Source organism: Vibrio sp. MM46, from assembly GCF_027587135.1.
In the GTDB taxonomy this organism is placed as follows: Bacteria; Pseudomonadota; Gammaproteobacteria; order Enterobacterales; family Vibrionaceae; genus Vibrio; species Vibrio harveyi.
Genome location: NZ_JAPPTO010000022.1, coordinates 1 through 17195, shown reverse-complemented (window position 1 = coordinate 17195; position 17195 = coordinate 1). Strand labels below are relative to the sequence as shown.

The 17195-nt window shown below is 44.0% G+C and carries 20 protein-coding genes; 13 read left to right on the top strand and 7 right to left on the bottom strand.

What is annotated here, in order from left to right:
• Positions 1 to 42: 42 nt before the first annotated feature.
• Entirely contained in the window at positions 43 to 1407 is a 1365-nt protein-coding gene (locus OH459_RS21080; RefSeq protein ID WP_269988560.1) for an endonuclease/exonuclease/phosphatase family protein, read from the bottom strand.
• A gap of 628 nt (positions 1408 to 2035) precedes the next feature.
• Between OH459_RS21080 and OH459_RS21075 the strand changes: the two genes are divergently transcribed.
• Positions 2036 to 2350, top strand: coding sequence for a DMT family transporter (locus tag OH459_RS21075; RefSeq protein WP_005451619.1), 315 nt, complete (start codon positions 2036 to 2038; stop codon positions 2348 to 2350).
• An 85-nt stretch (positions 2351 to 2435) separates the two neighbouring features.
• Here the strand turns inward: OH459_RS21075 and OH459_RS21070 are convergent, their stop codons facing one another.
• Positions 2436 to 3335, bottom strand: a complete 900-nt coding sequence (locus OH459_RS21070; protein ID WP_029789577.1) for a DMT family transporter — start codon at positions 3333 to 3335, stop codon at positions 2436 to 2438.
• Between the two features lie 150 nt (positions 3336 to 3485).
• Here OH459_RS21070 and OH459_RS21065 point away from each other — a divergent pair, with 150 nt between their 5' ends.
• The 4 genes from OH459_RS21065 to OH459_RS21050 all read left to right on the top strand — a co-directional run bounded on the left by OH459_RS21065 (position 3486) and on the right by OH459_RS21050 (position 6461).
• Complete coding sequence (locus OH459_RS21065) at positions 3486 to 3938, top strand: NUDIX hydrolase (RefSeq protein ID WP_005451621.1); 453 nt, start codon at positions 3486 to 3488, stop codon at positions 3936 to 3938.
• 13 nt (positions 3939 to 3951) lie between these two features.
• Positions 3952 to 4506 carry a GNAT family N-acetyltransferase gene (locus tag OH459_RS21060; protein ID WP_005451622.1) on the top strand — a complete coding sequence of 185 codons (555 nt, stop codon included), beginning with the start codon at positions 3952 to 3954 and terminating at the stop codon, positions 4504 to 4506.
• A 3-nt stretch (positions 4507 to 4509) separates the two neighbouring features.
• Positions 4510 to 4920 carry a GNAT family N-acetyltransferase gene (locus tag OH459_RS21055; protein ID WP_005451623.1) on the top strand — a complete coding sequence of 137 codons (411 nt, stop codon included), beginning with the start codon at positions 4510 to 4512 and terminating at the stop codon, positions 4918 to 4920.
• 128 nt (positions 4921 to 5048) lie between these two features.
• Entirely contained in the window at positions 5049 to 6461 is a 1413-nt protein-coding gene (locus OH459_RS21050; RefSeq protein ID WP_269988558.1) for a coniferyl aldehyde dehydrogenase, read from the top strand.
• A 440-nt stretch (positions 6462 to 6901) separates the two neighbouring features.
• Here the strand turns inward: OH459_RS21050 and OH459_RS21045 are convergent, their stop codons facing one another.
• Positions 6902 to 8662: an ABC transporter ATP-binding protein/permease gene (locus OH459_RS21045; protein ID WP_269988556.1), complete on the bottom strand. Its 1761-nt coding sequence runs from the start codon at positions 8660 to 8662 to the stop codon at positions 6902 to 6904.
• A 294-nt stretch (positions 8663 to 8956) separates the two neighbouring features.
• Between OH459_RS21045 and OH459_RS21040 the strand changes: the two genes are divergently transcribed.
• Positions 8957 to 9376 (top strand): PaaI family thioesterase, encoded by a 420-nt coding sequence (locus tag OH459_RS21040; RefSeq protein WP_029789393.1) that lies wholly within the window; start codon positions 8957 to 8959, stop codon positions 9374 to 9376.
• Positions 9377 to 9378: 2 nt separating this feature from the next.
• Here the strand turns inward: OH459_RS21040 and OH459_RS21035 are convergent, their stop codons facing one another.
• On the bottom strand, positions 9379 to 9819 hold the full coding sequence (locus OH459_RS21035; protein WP_009696756.1) for a YybH family protein: 441 nt from the start codon (positions 9817 to 9819) through the stop codon (positions 9379 to 9381).
• Between the two features lie 187 nt (positions 9820 to 10006).
• Between OH459_RS21035 and OH459_RS21030 the strand changes: the two genes are divergently transcribed.
• Both OH459_RS21030 and OH459_RS21025 read left to right on the top strand, forming a co-directional pair.
• Positions 10007 to 10345 (top strand): winged helix-turn-helix transcriptional regulator, encoded by a 339-nt coding sequence (locus tag OH459_RS21030; protein ID WP_005451632.1) that lies wholly within the window; start codon positions 10007 to 10009, stop codon positions 10343 to 10345.
• 151 nt (positions 10346 to 10496) lie between these two features.
• Positions 10497 to 10727 (top strand): hypothetical protein, encoded by a 231-nt coding sequence (locus OH459_RS21025; RefSeq protein ID WP_038898888.1) that lies wholly within the window; start codon positions 10497 to 10499, stop codon positions 10725 to 10727.
• Between the two features lie 84 nt (positions 10728 to 10811).
• Here the strand turns inward: OH459_RS21025 and OH459_RS21020 are convergent, their stop codons facing one another.
• Positions 10812 to 11426 carry a 3'-5' exonuclease gene (locus OH459_RS21020; protein ID WP_269988554.1) on the bottom strand — a complete coding sequence of 205 codons (615 nt, stop codon included), beginning with the start codon at positions 11424 to 11426 and terminating at the stop codon, positions 10812 to 10814.
• A 175-nt stretch (positions 11427 to 11601) separates the two neighbouring features.
• Between OH459_RS21020 and OH459_RS21015 the strand changes: the two genes are divergently transcribed.
• Both OH459_RS21015 and OH459_RS21010 read left to right on the top strand, forming a co-directional pair.
• A complete protein-coding gene (locus OH459_RS21015; RefSeq protein ID WP_050925196.1) occupies positions 11602 to 12084 on the top strand; it encodes a tetratricopeptide repeat protein in 483 nt (160 codons plus the stop codon).
• A 149-nt stretch (positions 12085 to 12233) separates the two neighbouring features.
• Positions 12234 to 12494 carry a nicotinamide mononucleotide transporter gene (locus tag OH459_RS21010; protein ID WP_009696752.1) on the top strand — a complete coding sequence of 87 codons (261 nt, stop codon included), beginning with the start codon at positions 12234 to 12236 and terminating at the stop codon, positions 12492 to 12494.
• Positions 12495 to 12562: 68 nt separating this feature from the next.
• On the opposite strand, the gene OH459_RS21005 is transcribed toward OH459_RS21010, so the two are convergent.
• Positions 12563 to 13456 carry a LysR family transcriptional regulator gene (locus OH459_RS21005; protein WP_050908220.1) on the bottom strand — a complete coding sequence of 298 codons (894 nt, stop codon included), beginning with the start codon at positions 13454 to 13456 and terminating at the stop codon, positions 12563 to 12565.
• A 109-nt stretch (positions 13457 to 13565) separates the two neighbouring features.
• Here OH459_RS21005 and accD point away from each other — a divergent pair, with 109 nt between their 5' ends.
• Positions 13566 to 14435 carry an acetyl-CoA carboxylase, carboxyltransferase subunit beta gene (gene accD / locus OH459_RS21000; RefSeq protein WP_050908219.1) on the top strand — a complete coding sequence of 290 codons (870 nt, stop codon included), beginning with the start codon at positions 13566 to 13568 and terminating at the stop codon, positions 14433 to 14435.
• A gap of 125 nt (positions 14436 to 14560) precedes the next feature.
• Here accD and OH459_RS20995 read toward each other — a convergent pair whose 3' ends face one another.
• Complete coding sequence (locus OH459_RS20995) at positions 14561 to 15508, bottom strand: hypothetical protein (RefSeq protein ID WP_269988553.1); 948 nt, start codon at positions 15506 to 15508, stop codon at positions 14561 to 14563.
• Between the two features lie 424 nt (positions 15509 to 15932).
• Between OH459_RS20995 and OH459_RS20990 the strand changes: the two genes are divergently transcribed.
• The gene (locus OH459_RS20990; RefSeq protein WP_005451643.1) at positions 15933 to 16193 is read left to right on the top strand and encodes a DUF5062 family protein; all 261 of its coding nucleotides are present in this window, start codon (positions 15933 to 15935) and stop codon (positions 16191 to 16193) included.
• Between the two features lie 240 nt (positions 16194 to 16433).
• Positions 16434 to 16928 carry a YcxB family protein gene (locus tag OH459_RS20985; RefSeq protein WP_239212116.1) on the top strand — a complete coding sequence of 165 codons (495 nt, stop codon included), beginning with the start codon at positions 16434 to 16436 and terminating at the stop codon, positions 16926 to 16928.
• Positions 16929 to 17195 lie beyond the last annotated feature (267 nt).

Here is a 17195-nt window from a genome sequence, read left to right as displayed (position 1 = left end):
TAAACCGAGGCTTTGTGTTACTAAATTCTAAAACGTTCGTGATTAGAACTGAGCTTTAATCCAGATCATGCGGTGGTCAGAAGAAACATCCTTACCGCTCCCTTTCTCACCAATGCGAGGATCGTTAAATAGCTTACGACCTTCTTCATAAGATGCAGCCCAGTAAACGCCAGAATCCACAACGTTTAGGTTTGCTGATGGCATAGCGTAGTCAACACCTAGACCAAATGTTGAAGTAATGCGATTTGGAATTGGGTGAGTAGAACTGCCGTCCGCTGCGTGTTCTGCTGCGCCAAAGCTTGTTGGGTAAAGCTCGCCATTCATCACGTCTTGGTTAACTAATGGATCATTGTGGAATGCTTGCATGATCTCACTAAAGCCATCACCATCCAATGGGTCAAGGTTTTGGTCGCCCATCATGACGAACTTCGCACCTTCTGCCAGACCGCCTTTCTTACCAGCATCATCGTAGAAGTAGTCTTTACCCTGTACGTAATGATGCCAGAACTCAACCTCTGCACCGTTTTGTACTTTGTTTTTACCTGTATCAAACACTGGTGGGGTCGGGTGTGACATAAGCAGGTGAACAACTTCATCGCCTTTTTCTGTCGGGATGATAATTGGTGCGTCTACGTGGTTTTTAGAAGACAGACGAATTTGCTCCCACTCTTCAGCAGTGTACCAATCGTCACCACAGTCCATGCCTTCAGGGAATTTGCTTGGGTCATCACATAGCGTGATGGTAGGGATCTTAGCGCCTTCCATATCTTTCCATTTAAACTCTTGGAAAGTACGTGTGTTGTCTGTGTCGATTTTGTATTTAGACATTAAGGCGAACGCGTATTGACCGTGGTAGTTACCAAAGCCCCAAGCGTCGCCAGGTAGTTTGCCTTTTACGCCATCGTTATCTAAGTCTAAGCCACTATTTAAGCCAGTATTTGTCGAGTAAGACTCCGCGTACGGGTACTCGATAGGCTCTAGGTCAGCTTTACCGCCAGCACCTTCGAGGCTTTGTGCGATAGAAAGGTAGTTTTTCTGGAAGCCCTCTAGCGCGGCTTTGTTTTCGCCAGTGCCATCGTTGTTGTATTCCGCCATCATCAGAACATCAGGACGGTTCTTCTGGATGATTGCTGCTACGTTACGGATCTGAATGACTTTCTCAGCCATTGCTTTGTCTTCCGCAGCAATTGATTTATCGAGGTACGCAGTAACGAGCTGAGTTTGTTTTGCTGGTTCAACTTGCATTTCTGCAACAAGAGCTTTGAAAGTATAGCGATCAAAAGAGAGGTTATAAGTGGCGATCTTTACTTCTTTGGGTTGAACATTCACATATTCAGTATCGTCATTGCATCCGGTAAGTAGGGTCGCACCAATGAGGAGAGCAAGAGGTGTTTTTATATATTTCATGGGTATGTCATACCTTATAATTGGATTCGCGCAAATACTAAAGTTATCAGTAGCTTTTGTAAGCGACATGAATCACACAAACGATTGCGAATTTGCATGCTTGTTCCGGTTTTGTGTGATTTGTGCAATAAATGCATCACTTTCAACAGCAGAAGTTTATATACAAACTGTTAAATAAAGGTGTTTATACCCAAGTGACTTCAAGATGCAGGATTCAGAGCGTTGTCATTGATTCGAGAGTAAGGAAAACAACGCAGTGTAATAGTTAGCTCTTTCCAAGTTGTTTGACGCAGCAATCGGGTTAATGACACGCTCCCAAAGGGCGAGCTGTCTTGGCTTGTATACTTTGTTGATGATTCTTGATTTAGAATGACTAGATCTTTAAATCGCCGCCGCGTCTACAAACAAAGTCATTCTCGCTGAACCCAGCATCTCGAGGTTACTTGGGTATATTCTATTTAATTCAAATGAACTTATTTTTCTTATTAATCGATTCGACGTTTACGTGAAGTCACTTCAATTTTGTTGGTGAGCGCTTTTTATTTATAATGTGGATTCACAAGAAGTGAGGACGACCTCACCGCTCTTATCACTATCGGGGACGACCCCAATCATTTGGAATCTCTCAATGGCTTGGGCAATTCTATTTCTCGCGGGGCTATGCGAAGTGGCATGGGCGGTCGGTCTTAAATACTCGGAAGGCTTTAGTAAGCTTGCGCCGTCTGCCTTTACGGTCGGGTTTATGGTGTTAAGCTTTTGGTTACTTGGTATTGCACTTAGAACATTACCTCTAGGCATTGCCTACGGTGTTTGGGTCGGAATAGGGGCTATAGGAACTGCGATTGCCAGCATCTATTTATTTAATGAACCAGCCACGTTAATCAAGCTCATCAGCTTGCTGCTCATTGTTGCCGGTATTGCTGGCTTAAAGTTCGCCGCTTAATCTAGTTGAGCTGTCAAAAGAAAAGCCAGAGTCTTGATCTGGCTTTTGTTGTTTGAAACCAAGGGATTCCTTTATAAAGAGCTTATTATCGCTTCATAAATGGCAGTTTTAGGTGCTGTCCAAAGACATTAATCAAAGCGCCGGTCACGATGAGAGCTCCCCCCAGATATGTCCATGCCGCAGGCAGTTCTCCAAAGAAGAAGATACCCAACACAACAGAAAAAATGATCTGTACATATGAGTAAGCCGATGCTTTACCAGCTTCTTGTGTTTGCATTGCCTTCGTTAATCCCAGCTGTCCTATCTGAGTAAACACACCGACCAAAACAAGCATCATTGTTAGATACAAATCTGGCATGACGAATTGATCGCCAATCAAAAGAATCGATGCAGGCAGCGCCACTAATGGGAAATAAAAGATGATGACAGAGCTGTCTTCTGTCTGGCTTAGCTTACGTACGATTACATACGCAATAGAGCTGCCAAATGCGCCTAAGATAGCAATCATCACACTGAACATTGGTAAGGCATGTTCGGCGTCTGGACCAGTTTCTGGTCGCACCATGACGTAGACCCCAAGTAAACAAAGGGCGATACAAATAAACGTCGAGAACTGGATACGTTCTTTAAGGAAGAAAACGGCGAGTAAGGCAGTAAATACAGGGTGGATATACTGGAAAATGGTCGCTTCAGCCAGTGGCAAAGTCGTAACGGAATAGTACACGCACATTAGAGCCATGGTTCCAACGGCACCGCGAGCAAAGAGCAAGGGCTTATTATTACCCCAAACGGATATACCTTTACGTTTTACATCGAGATAGCTGATCACTAACGAAACCAGCGCCCTAGCGGCTACGATTTCAAATACGGGAATGCCGTGCAAGCTAACGTGCTTGACCGTGGCAGACATCAGTGCAAAACCAAACGCGGACAGCACCATAAAGCGCACGCCAATGGGAATCATTGAGTTGAGTGAGTTAGGCATCTTACTGCTCGTTTATTGCGGGAGATCGCACTTTAGCACACTAAACTCACAAAAAGATCAGTGCGCTGGGATAAAGCCCGCGTTTCTTTTTGAACCGAGGTAGACTGTCTTGCTCAGAGTAAAAAACAATAATTTCTAAAGGAAAAGTGGATGATTCCTATTCAAGCAACGCATGTGTCCGGTGTGGTGATTTCTGAATTCGACGGCATAAAGAAAATGCTATTACTAGAACGAGTGAAAGGCGGTTACTGGTGTCATGTCGCTGGTGGTGTCGAAGAGGGGGAAACTGGCTGGCAAACGATCGTACGAGAGCTTAAGGAAGAAACACAGATTGAAGATGTAGAGCTTCATACTGCAGATTTTCTCGAACAGTTTTATGAAGCGCACAAGAATCGAATCATGGTTATTCCTTGTTTTGTATTATTCTGCAAACCAAATCAAACAGTAACGCTTAATCATGAACATACCGACTACCGTTGGTGCACGTTAGAAGAGGCAAAACAACTCGTACCATTTGCCAATCAACATCACCTGTACGAGCATGTATGGAAACACTATGTTGAAAGCGAACTGACGCCATTCACTTTGATCAAGCAAAGTTAACTACGGAATCACTATGTACCAAGGTTATGAACAACATCAGGCACTACAAATTACTGAGCGTATTTCCATTGAGCCTTTGCTGACTAAACATGCTTCTACCTTGCTCTCTGTGGTTAATGAGAGTCGGGAGAGTTTATCTCAATATCTACCTTGGACAGACTGGGTCACTAACCGTAGAGAAGCGGTGGCGTATATTTCTCAACGGATTAATTCCAATGCTCTCGATGCTTATTGGTTTGCGATAAACCTAAATCAAGAGTTTGTCGGTGTGCTTGGTATCAAAGGCATCGAAACACAAAGCAAAGCGACCGAGATTGGATATTGGTTGGCGGAGAAAGGTCGGGGTCATCAAATAATTGATTTGGTCTTGATGAGTTTGGTGCCACTGATTCGAGAAAGAGGCAATGCCAAAGTGATCCAATTTCATTGCATGGAAGACAACATACCAAGCATCAAAATTGCAGAGCGCGCTGGTGCGACGCTAAAGGAATACATTGATCATGATTTTGAGATGCTCGACGCCAGTCAGCGTTTGGGCATTTATGAATTGCATTTGAGAGAGTCGTAACGCATGAACATCAGTATAGATAAAATCACTTGGCAAGATGCGATGCCAATTCGCCATCAAGTACTTTGGGCAAATAAACCCATCGAACATTGCAAAGTAGAGGGCGACGAGGAAGCGGAGCATTTTGGCGCATTCGTCGACAGCGTATTGGTGGGGGTGGCGTCGATATACCGAGATGACAATCAAGCTCGATTGCGCAAGTTTGCTATCTTGCCTGAGTATCAAGGGTTGGGTATTGGTTCATCCATGATTCGATATGTGTTAGAAAGTCTTAAGTTCTCACCTGTTGAATATTTCTGGTGCGATGCGAGAGAATCCGCACTGGCTTTTTACGAAAAATTTGGGATGAACGTTGAAGGCGAACGCTTCTACAAATCTGACGTCTCTTACTACAAGATGAAACTTGCGCTTTAACCGAAACAAATCTGAGTTTGAACTCTAACTTCCTTATTGCGTTAATAGTCAGGATGTTGCCCTTATGTTAACTTTAAATCATACATAAGTGCGACATTGCCCTAGATTGGGTGCACAAGGAGAAAATCATGAATGCGATCGTCGACGTCGAAGTTGGTCAACTGCTGCAACAAAAATTGGATAAGCTCAAAGCTGCATACAATGCCGAACCTTATCCGATCTTAGAGGTAAGAAAACAGAAGCTTAACCTTCTTAAGAAGACTATTTTGAATAACCAGCAAGCGCTGGTGGAAGCCTTAAGTGAGGACTTTGGTTACCGCTCTGAATTTGATACGGCAATGACGGATGTATTGCCGACGGTTGCTCAAATCAATTACACCTTAAAACGCCTTAATAAATGGTGTAAGTCAAGTCGCCGTCACTCTGGTTTGTTACTTACCCCGTCTAAAGTCACCGTTGAATATCAACCTGTTGGTGTGGTGGGTATCATCTCGCCTTGGAACTTCCCAGTAATCCTCAGCTTATCGCCATTAGTCACCGCGCTTGCGGCAGGTAACCGAGTGATGATGAAACTCAGCGAATTTACACCGATGACCAACAAGGTGATTTCTGAGATTTGTCGAGCGTTGCCTGAAGATGTCGAGGTGGTTGAGGGCGAAGCCGAAGTGGCTCAAGCGTTCAGCAAATTACCGTTCGATCACCTGCTGTTTACTGGCTCTACTAATGTTGGTCGCGCGGTTGCTCGTGCTGCAGCGGAGAATTTAACCCCAATTACCTTGGAGCTCGGTGGTAAGTCTCCAGTTATCGTGGCAGATGATGCTAACTTGAACAAAGCAGTTGATGCGATTTTGTTCGGTAAATGCATCAATGCCGGACAAATTTGTGTTGCGCCCGATTATGCCTTCGTACCAGAGGGAAGGGTTAACGAGTTCGTCGCACTCTTCTTACAACGCTTTGAAGCGCTGTACCTCAAAGGTCAAGAAGAACAAGGTTTTACTCATATCATCAATCAGCGTCAGTACGACCGATTAAAGGCGGTATTGGAAGATGCCAAAGCCAAGGGCGCGGAGTTACATACCGTGCCTGAAACGAGAGCAGAAGGTCGACGATTATATCCGCACTTAGTCACCAATGTTTCGGAAGAGATGACCATTATGCAGGAAGAGATCTTTGGTCCTCTTATGCCAATCAAGCCTTACCGTGATATCCAAGAGGTCATCAGCTACATCAACCAGAATCAACGCCCACTTGCGCTCTACATCATGTCAGAAGATAAGAGCATTATTGAGCGAATTACCCGTAACACTCACAGTGGCGGGGTCGGAGTGAACGACACGATTTTGCACGTTGGCGCGGAAGACGCACCATTTGGTGGTGTTGGTGAATCTGGTATCGGTCACTACCATGGCGAGGAAGGGTTTAGAACCTTTAGTCACGCCAAAACCATCCTGAGTACACCAACGTGGCTACCTCGTGTAGGCATGTTGCTGGAACGTCGTGGCATGGCGATCAAAGCATTGCAAAAGTTCTTTATGCGTTAACGCTATTGATATTGGAACTTCAAGAATAACATTCTGCGGCAGAGCCGGAGGTCTATGACTGACTCATATTAGCTGCTGGGCAAACAAATAAGCGCACCTTAACATATCGTCGTGGTGCGCTTTTTCATATTTATACCCAAGTAACCTCGAGATGCTAGGTTCAGCGAGACTGACTTGGTTTGTAGACGCGGCGGCGATTTAAAGGTTTAGTGGGTCTAAATCAAGAATCGGCAACAAAGTATACAAGCCAAGGCAGCTCGCCCTTTGGGAGCGTGTCATTGACCCGATTGCTGCGTCAAACAACTTGGAAAGAGCTGGCTATTACACTGCGTTGTTTTCCTTGCTCTCGAATCAATGACAACGCTCTGAATCCTGCATCTTGAAGTCACTTGGGTATAGTTTCTTTGTTTCGTTAACATCACTAGCGTTAAACGCCGTCGCTATTCTAGATGTTTAAACTGCAACGCGACCAATCGTTGATACAGTTCACAGCTTTGCATCAATGATTGATGATTACCGATATCAATCAGTTCGCCACCGTCGAGTACTGCAATTTTATCTGCGTGCTGAATTGTCGATAAGCGGTGTGCGATGATCAACGTAGTGCGGTCTTTCATCAAGGCTTCAAGCGCTTGTTGAACATGATGTTCACTTTCACTGTCCAGTGCGCTGGTGGCTTCATCAAGCAGCAGAATTTTCGGATCTTTTAGAATTGCACGAGCAATGGCAATTCGCTGTTTTTGACCGCCAGATAGCCTTACGCCACGCTCACCTAAAAAACTATGATAGCCGTCAGGTAGCTTTTCGATAAATTCATGAGCATGGGCTTTCTTTGCTGCTTCAATCACTTGTTCGTCTGTGGCTTCCGGATTACCGTAGCGAATGTTGTGGAATACATCATGGCTAAACAATGCGGGTTGCTGTGGGACTAATGCCATTTGGCGGCGAAGATCGTTAGGATCGAACTGTCGAATATCTTCACCTCCAAACAATACATGTCCTTGCTGCGGGTCGTAAAATCGTTGTAGCAGCTCAAACAGCGTTGTTTTACCGGCACCAGAAGGACCAACCAAGGCTAACACTTTCCCTTGTTCTGCTTTGAGATTTAATCCTTTAATAGCTGGCTGATCGGGGCGAGAAGGGTAGTTGAAGTTCACTGAGTCAAACGTGACTTCTGCAGGCATGCGGTCGGTAATAGTAAGGTGATGGCTTGGTGCACTGATATCACTCTCAACTTGCAGGATCTCAATCAATCGTTCGGTTGCACCAGCGGCTCGTTGCAATTCTCCCATCACTTCAGAAATAGTGGCAGTAGAGGATGCAACCATGATGGCATAGAACACAAACGCAGCTAAATCACCAGCCGACATCTTGCCATGAATAACGTCACTGCCACCTACCCAAAGCATGCCTGCAATAGCGCTGAAAACAATTACAATAACGCCGGAGATCAAGATTGCGCGCTGTTTGACGCGTTGTCTGCCTACCTCGTAGGCTTTTTCTACTTCGACAGCAAACGCTGCGCGTTCATTTTGCTCTGAGCTAAAGCTTTGCACCGTTTTAATGTGTTCTATCGCTTCGCCAGCGTAGCTGCCCACATCCGCCATTGTGTCTTGGCTTTGACGCGATAAAGCACGAACGCGCCGGCCATAAACTAATATCGGCACCAAAACAAAAGGCACAGACGCCAAAACAATCAAGGTGAGCTTAACGTTAGTAGCAAATAACATAATGATCGCACCAAAGCACATCAATGCGCTGCGCATCGCCATGGAAAACGACGAACCAATAATGCTCTGAAGTAGAGTCGTATCAGTCGTGAGGCGAGACATAATGTCGCCGCTGCTGTTGGTCTCAAAATAGCTCGGATGCAGGGTAATCACATGATTAAACACCGCAAGGCGAATATCTGCGCTGACGCGTTCTCCAACCGAAGAAACCAGGTAGAAGCGGAAGAACGTTCCAACGGCAATACATAAAGTGACGGCAACAATAAACTGAATTGCGTTGGTTAGCTCTTGTAATGATTGTTGAGCAAAGCCTTGGTCAATCAGGATACGTACGCCATAACCGACGGACAGCGTTAGGCTTGCTGTCGCAACAAGTGCGACTAGGGCAGCAGCGACACGCCATTTATAAGGCGAAATAAAGGTGTTGAGTTTAAGAAGAATGCCAAGGTTTTTATTATTTTTACTGCTCATGAGTAGCTCACAAAGCTTTATAGGTACTTGGCATAGTAAGCGACTTTTTGAGACGTGACCAGTGGCGCGTCCGATTCGAGTCACGGTTCATTCGTTAGAAAGAATACAGTCTCATGGAACCTAATTTCTCACTATTTGTTATTGGCATATGCTAATAATGAGGGCTACAGTTCATATCCCATTACCAATGAATAAGCGCCTCTCGCCTTTGAATGTTGAGTTAGATGCATGATTCGTGAACACTCTTATTAAAGCAGCTTAAGTTCAGAGACGTCTCAGATACAGAAGGATTTTATGTCACACCACAACCCCAAAAACCACCAGCAGTGTGCAGTGTGTTGCCAGCCATTTTTCAACGCCAACGATACTGTTCAGTTTTCCCAGATGCCGAATGGCGGCGTGCAGTGCGAAATCGTACCAACAGAGAAAGTTCAGGGATATCAAGGTGTCATGCAAGGCGGAGCAATCTGCGCTTTGCATGACACGGCTATGACCCACTGCCTTTTTGCTCAAGAGATATGTGCGATGACAGCAAAGCTCGAGGTTCGCTTTATCAAACCGGTTCCCCTTAATGCCATCATTCGCGTTGAGGCGCATTGCGTAAAGAGCAAACGAGGAATGTTTCTACTACAAAGCGAAATCTATGTGGGGGAACAATGTTACTCAAAAGCAGAAGCGAAGTTCATGCAGCATGTTGTCGACGCCGAATATTGACCTCAAAAGCCATTGGGATTATCGATAACATAAACCCAACCTCCATCTACATAATGCATGACTTCCAATGCCGTTCCTTGTATCGCGTTTTTTGTCTGAGTTGCACCTTGCGAAGTGTTCATTATTTCCCAATCTGAACGCACCATGGCAATGTCATCATTAATGTGGATGGAAACGCGCTTTGTATGCATGGTGACATCGCCTTTCATAAAACCTTCCAATACGCGTTTGATCGCTTCTTGCCCTTTGGCTTGATTGCCTTCTTTATCCAAAATAAATACCGCATCTTGATGGAAAAGTGTTCCTAATCCCTCCAAATCTTTATCCGCAAAGTATTGACCAAATAATGCATGTAACTCTGATGGTGTTTGTGGCTTCGGATAGAGCGTCTCCGCATGTAAACCAAGTGAGACAAAAGAAATAAACAGAAAAATATATCGCATAACGTAATCCTCTAATTATTGGCTCAGGCAGCTTTCGCCCCTTTGCCTAATTGCCAATTCAAGATAGAACGGTCAGTTACGAATTAAAATTAGCTTCCTAAAAGTAACTAGTTACTCTCAGGTAACTAATGGTCTGAGGTGTAGTGTTTGATTACACTGGCGGTAAAAAACGGATTAGGGAAGGGCGATGTCGTCAAAAGTAAATCATCAAGTACAGCCTGTTGGCTATTGCAGCGTGGATAAATACTTAACATTGATATCGACTAAGTGGACTGCTCACATCGTTTGGTTGCTCGGGCAACAAGAAGAGATGCGATTCGGTCAAATTCGCAAGCAATTAGCGCTGGTTTCAAGCAAGGTGCTCACCGAACGCTTGAAGTTACTGTGCGAATATGGGTTTGTTTGGCGAAAACAAGAAGACACTATCCCTGTGACTGTGAATTATGGTTTAACCCCAAAAGGTAGAGAGTTTGCTAGTGTTGTCGACATCATAGTCCAAAAAGTTGATGACTGGGATGCCGAGTAGGTTACGTATCTAACCCTTTAGAACCCTTATGTAGAAACTAATAGATATGTTGATTGCATCTGATTGTGGAATGAGACTGAGAATTAACATATACCTGTATTACCGACCTTAAAAAAGAGTCACAATCATTACGGTTTTGACGGGTTGATTTATGAAATTTAATACATCTATTGACGATAATTTTGCTTCTTTCTACGACAGAGAGAACGACAACTATGTCTTTGTCGAAAGTACGGATAATGAAAACTTTGATGTAACAATAGGTACGGCAAGCGGCGCGACTTTGATAGGTACTGTATCTGCAAAAAATGATGAGGAGCTGAATGCTAAGCTCGAAGCTCTGTATCAAGGTTTTATGATGAAAAACGAGCGTGACTCTTAACGATTAGGTATTTCTAATCATAAACAACCATAGATTATTTACCTTTACTATGATGCTTGAGAACAAACATCATAGTCGCGAGATCTAAGTGCGGTTTTTCGCGAGTAGCAGATCGACTTTCCCTTTCGCTGTTTTACTCACGGTTTGCATAAACTTAAAGCTTGGATTGTGAATGCCGGATTGCTCCAAGCCCTCGACCATTTCAATCCAGAGTTTTGCTGTCATCTGTGCATCGGCTAACGCTCGGTGAAAAACGCCGTCATTATCGATGTTTTTGAAGCGAACTAGTTCTCCGAGTTTATGAGAAGGAGCATCTTGAATTAAACGTCTTGCCACTAGCAATGAGCATGCAAACTCGCCTGAGTAACCACGGTTGATTCGTTCAAGCTCCGCATCGAGGAAGCGCTTATCAAAAGATGCGTTGTGGGCGATAAGGTTTTCACCGGCAATGAACTCGCTGAATGATGCCATCACTTCATCGCAGCCTGGTGCGGTGCGTAACATGTTATTGGTAATGCCAGTGTAGCCCTCGATGAAAGAACTGACTCTAAAGCCTGGATTCATCAGTTGCTGAAAACTATCGACAACCTCACCGTCGACTAATTTTACTGCACCGATTTCAATGGCGCGGTCACCCATATTCGGAGAGAGACCAGTGGTTTCAAAGTCGAGTACGACAACAGAGTTAGCTTGGGGCATGAAAGTTTTCCAACTGAACGATAAGGGGCAAGAGTATCAACGAAACGGATACAAAAAGAAAGGTTATGATGGGTAGACTGTGTGAGTTAGGTTATTTACTATTCTTGATTCATTCGAACAAAGACATTGCGATTGCGCGCTCTTTAAACGAGCGCTTTTAGCTTCGAGGGAAATTATGGAAACGATCATCAAACAAGCAATTGAGCTGCGAAAAGAAGCTAAGTATCAAGCGTCGAGAGCGTTACTTACAACACTACTAGACGATGAACATTTTGCCGCAAAAGCGCACTTACAAATCGCTTGGTCGTACGACAATGAAGGCAAAGAGCAAGAAGCAATCGGTCATTACTTGTCTGCGCTTTCAGGAACACTCTCTTCGCTAGAAAGATTTGATGCTTTGTTCGGCTTAGCGAGTACCTACCGAAGCCTTGGCGAGTATTCAGAAGCATTAAGCTATTTTGAACAAACGTTGGATGAATACCCTAATGCGATCGAAGTTCAGCCTTTTTATGCAATGTGTCTTTACAATGTGGGTCGACATAAAGAAGCCACATCATTGTTACTCGAACTCTTAGTGTCCACCACCAACAGCGATGCAATTAAAGAGTATCAGCGAGCTATTTCTTTGTACGCTCGAGATCTCGATAAAACTTGGTAGCTTTTGGTTCTAGTAATCATCAAATATTCAAAAAAGATTCACTACGCGCGGCATTTACGCCTTGTTGTTTTTATCATTAAAGTGGTGTGTTAAAGCTTCATTAAGGCGCTTGCTCACCGTTTTAAAGTGTTACATCCATGGAGAGGACAATGGAATACTTTCAGTACTATGGGATCGACTGGGTTGCGATGGTACTTACGTTTCTTGCCATTTGGCAAATCGGAAACAAGAACAAAATTGGTTTCATCTTAATGATGTGCGGAAACACCAGTTGGGTTGCAGTTGGGTATCTCACAGGCAGCGTGGCAATGATAATTGCCAATATCATCTTCTTCTCTATGAACCTACGAGCCATCATCAAGTGGTCTCAACCTGACGACGAATCAAAAGTGACGCCAGTTGAGCAATAAGTGGTAAATTGAACAAGTGCAGGAGAGGGGACGGGTTTATTTAGTGTTCGTGTTATGTATTGAGTGTTTCAAATGCTCGACAAACGTTTCAAATGCTCAATAAACATCGGGATCTTCTTCGCTACGTGCTTTCTGGAAGCGTAAAAGGCGTATAACACCAAATCTTCTGGCTTGTATTCAAGTTCAACGACTTCCAGTACTCCGGATTGTACGTCTTCATAGCAGAACGCTTCGGGAAGAATAGCAAAGCCAAATCCTGCTAACGCGCCGACTTTAGCAAGTTGTCCACTATTAACCTTAAATGCAGATTGTACTCGTTGAGTTATCTGCTCTCCTTCTGAGTTTTTGAAAACCCAAGGCGTTCCTTTCAATGCCGTAAAACTGCTAATACAAGGAAGGTGTTTTAAATCGTTAATTTTGTAAGGTTTTTGGCATGTTTGCAGTAGGATAGGTGAGGCGACAACAACGCTAGACCAGCGCTTAATCTCTTTGGCAATCCAATTGCTGTCTTCAAGTTTTCCACGATGAAAACTCAAGATAACATCAAACCCATCAAGCAAATCCTCTTTAGGGCTTAGGTTGGTCTCGCAACTCAATGAAATCGCAGGGTGTTGAGAACAGAAAGAGACAACCGCTCGCGCCAACTCCGGTGAATCTGGCATTAAAACGTTAAGTTGTCCCGTGACTTGATGTGAGTGTTGCGTGACTTCTTCGAGCGCGTCATTCAGTTTGTCCAAAAGAGGTTGCGTACGTATGTAGAGGTGCTCTCCGGCATCTGTAGCGCATATTCTTCGGGTTGTTCTATCAAACAATCGCACATCAAGTTGTTCTTCTAGTAAAGCAATATGGCGGCTGACGTTTGAAGTCGGCAGGGATAAAAACTCGGCGGCTCTCTTAAAGCTATTGTTTTCATAGACACAATGGAAGCTCTTTAGCCATTGCTGATCAATTCTCTCAAGCATTTTGGTTTATCCCATATTATTGGATTATAAAGCCCGTAAAGTGCACTTTATTACTTGAAACAGGTTAATACAATGCTCGATAACGTTGTTTCTAAGTTGAAGGATCCCAATGAGTTGGCTAGAAAAGCTATTAGATAAAAAGAGCATCATCAGTACGCGCAAAGCATCCATCCCAGAGGGGGTATGGACCAAGTGTCATTCTTGTGAACAAGTTTTGTATCGGCTCGCCCTTAAGGAGAACCTAGAAGTTTGCCCAAAATGTCAACATCATATGCGGATGTCAGCTCGGCATCGTTTGGATAGCTTTTTGGATAAAGGGGAGCGGATAGAAATTGGCAGTGAATATGAGCCAACAGATATGCTCAATTTTAAGGATAAAAAGCGCTACAAAGAACGTATCGCACTTGCTCAAAAGAATACTGGAGAGAAAGATGCATTAGTTGCAATGAAAGGCGAGCTACTAGGTTTACCCATTGTCGCATGTGCATTCGAGTTTTCATTTATGGCAGGTTCAATGGGGTCGGTCGTAGGGGCTCGTTTTGTTGATGCCGTCGATACAGCAATAGAAGATAATTGTGCATTAGTTTGTTTTTCAGCTTGTGGTGGCGCTCGTATGCAAGAGTCCTTAATGGCGTTAATGCAGATGGCAAAAACCAGTGCAGCATTAGCGCGTTTGTCTGATGCACGCTTGCCCTATATCTCGGTATTGACCGATCAAACGTTCGGCGGCGTCTCTGCAAGTTTGGCTATGCTGGGGGACATCAACATTGGTGAACCTGCAGCCAGAATCGGGTTCGCAGGGCGTCGTGTGATTGAACAAACCGTGCGAGAAAAGCTACCGGATGGCTTTCAACAAAGTGAGTTTCTACTTGAGCATGGCGCTCTTGATATGATCGTACAAAGGCAGGATATGCGAGAACGAGTAGGTGGGCTAATAGCAAAGTTGACCAATACAAGTATCCAGATAGATGCAGGGTAACTTTGTCTTGTTGACATATAAGCTTGCTGCTTTGTCACGGTTTTTTTACTGGGAAACAAGGAAGACCAGAAGCGCGGTCTTCCTTGATAGTCTGATACGAGAATATCTTCGAGAAGGGTTTAGCGTTATCTATTTGTCATATTGTACTGAATAGTTTGGCTAAAGCTTGGCAGTGTGACCTCTAGCAGTGCCACATCTGGCAGAGTATCACCGTCGCTGTTCTGGTATTGATAGCGGTATGTGCTGACTGCATCGCCAGCGGTTTGTTTCATTGATTTGATTGGATGGAAGGCAAGACCAAAGAAATCTAAGTCTACTTTCCACTCTTTCACTGGATCTACATAGTAAACACCATAAACCAATGAACCATCATCCTCATACTCCATTTCAAAGGTTTTGGTGCCTTTGCCGAACAACTTCTGAGTTGCTTTTTTGATTTCGCCATTCGGGTAGTATTGCAGCAAGAGGGTACTCTTTTCCTTTGGTGTCGAGAGCTTAACCTCACGGATTTTTCTTAACTTACCATCTTCATGGTAGGAGTAATGAAATTCGCGAACAGACATATCGTCGCCAGACTGCGGTACTTGGCGGCGTTGAAGAAGTTTGCCATCAGCACCATACGTATATTGAATTCGATATGTCGCGATAGGTGTACCGTTAAGATCGGCAGCCTCATCCTGAAAGACTTGCTTATTCTCAACATCAACTTGACCGAGTTCGTTATAGCTGTATTGAGAGATGAAGTTTTCTTTGGTGTGTCTAACGTAACTGTTGATTGAGCCGTGCTTCATTAGCGCACGTGCAGATTCCAAAAAGCCTGCATCGTTATAGGCGTAGTCAAATGTACTGTCTGCGTAGTCGCGCTGTGTTACTCGTCCTAGCTGATCGTATGAGTACGCGCCAGCTACAGTTAGTTGCCCTTGGTTAGACTTTGCTATTTGTGTTAAGCGAGATTGGTTTGCAGTGACCAGACCCTGGTCAACGTAATCTTCAAACACCGAATAGTGTTCGTAAGCCGTAGCGTTAAATGCAGCGAAAATTGCCAGACCGGCGAAGCTTCTTTTAATGTTCATAGTTAGTAGCCTGTTATTTATGGTTTTTATTAATTTTTCAATCGGAAGAGAGGTTTAACTCGACCGATGTAAGCGTCCTCAATTTCAGTATCGAGAAGCAAAGCTGAGCTTATCAGTAGGATTTTATAAAGTAAGTATAAATATGATAATAATTATCATTTAAATTTATTTGTTTGAGATTGATTCAAAGAAAAAGCCAATGAAAACGCTCAAAGACCATAAAAAGAGGGGGTATTTTGAAACCAGAAACAATGTGGTGAAGTGACTTGCCTACATTGCTGTATCGCCAATATCAGCATGCTTGGTCGTTGTTTAATCAGTTGCGCGGCAATGTCAGGGAATCTTACTAATATGCGAGCTTACTAACACGCCATACGTGACACTTAATGTATTCTTACTGGAAGCGAAGAAGAGGAATCTATCAATGTCAAAAAGCTCCAAGCTTCAGAATGAAGACAAACTGGTTAAGAAGGCACTAGAGATTGGCGGGAAGATGGCGAAGCTACAAGGCTTTGACCTTCCGCAGTCACCACAACCTGTAAGAGTAAAAGCGATTTACCTATTCTTGGTCGATGCCAAGCAAATCACGCCACTGCCAGAAAGCAAGCTCGACGGCGCAAACATCAAACACAGACTGGCAGTGTGGATACACAGTGCTTTGCCAGATAACGACCCTCTAAAGTAGAAAACTCAAGAAGTCGCATAGGTCATTAATTAACATAGACCATCAAATAACAAGGCGAGCCAAATGGTTCGCTTTGTTTGATCTTGGCAAGCGCACTAGGGTCTCCGAATGTTTCGTTATTATTGATTTACAAAACAGAATCAAAAGGACTAAAGATAAACTAAGAGAAGCGCTACAATGCACGCGTTGCGAGAGAGCAACCAAGTAGACTCATTCACAGAAACCTTAAAGTAACCATACATGTCTAAAGATTTCGAATTCACCACAGAATACACACTCGACAAACCATTCTTTGCAGAGTGTTATGATCAAACTAGCCAGCCAGTTAAGTTCCCACACGCATACCTGAAAGGGATCTTGTTTCTTATTTTTGGTGTGGTTTTATTGGAGTTTGAACTGCTACCTAACGGTTATGTGGGTTGGTTCTTTATCGTATTGAGTGTGATTGAAGCGTTCAGTGTGTACTGCAAGCGAACGTGGTGGCTGTGGCGTCAAACCATTAGTTCAAGCCGTGGCAACAAAGTGGTGTTTGAAGTTAACGCGGATGGCGTGCGCTACAAAAGCGGTAAAATCGATCGCAGCCTCGCTTGGAAAGAAATCGACCAACTCGAACAAACCGATTTGGGCTTTATCCTTCATCTTGGTAAACAACGCCAATACATCAGCAAATCTTGCTTAAACGATGAAGTTATTGCGTTTATGGTAGAACAGCACGCGGCATCGAAAGCGAGCTAACAAATCCTTACTGACAAAAGAGGCGAGTCAAGTGGTTCGCCTTTTTTGATCTTAGGATTTGGTGTCCATGGGGTAACTCTGATTCTGACTCGAAAGCTGAACCACTACACTCGGCGTTACAGATGGGTCATTCCAGCGAGCCTAGGCGAGACTAGGAATCTACCTAAGCGTACAGTGGGAATCAAACCCGCATCGTCAGCTTTGAAGGAGGCGTAGTACGGTTTTTGGAAGAGAAATTGGTCATTAAATCTATTTAATATCAACTAT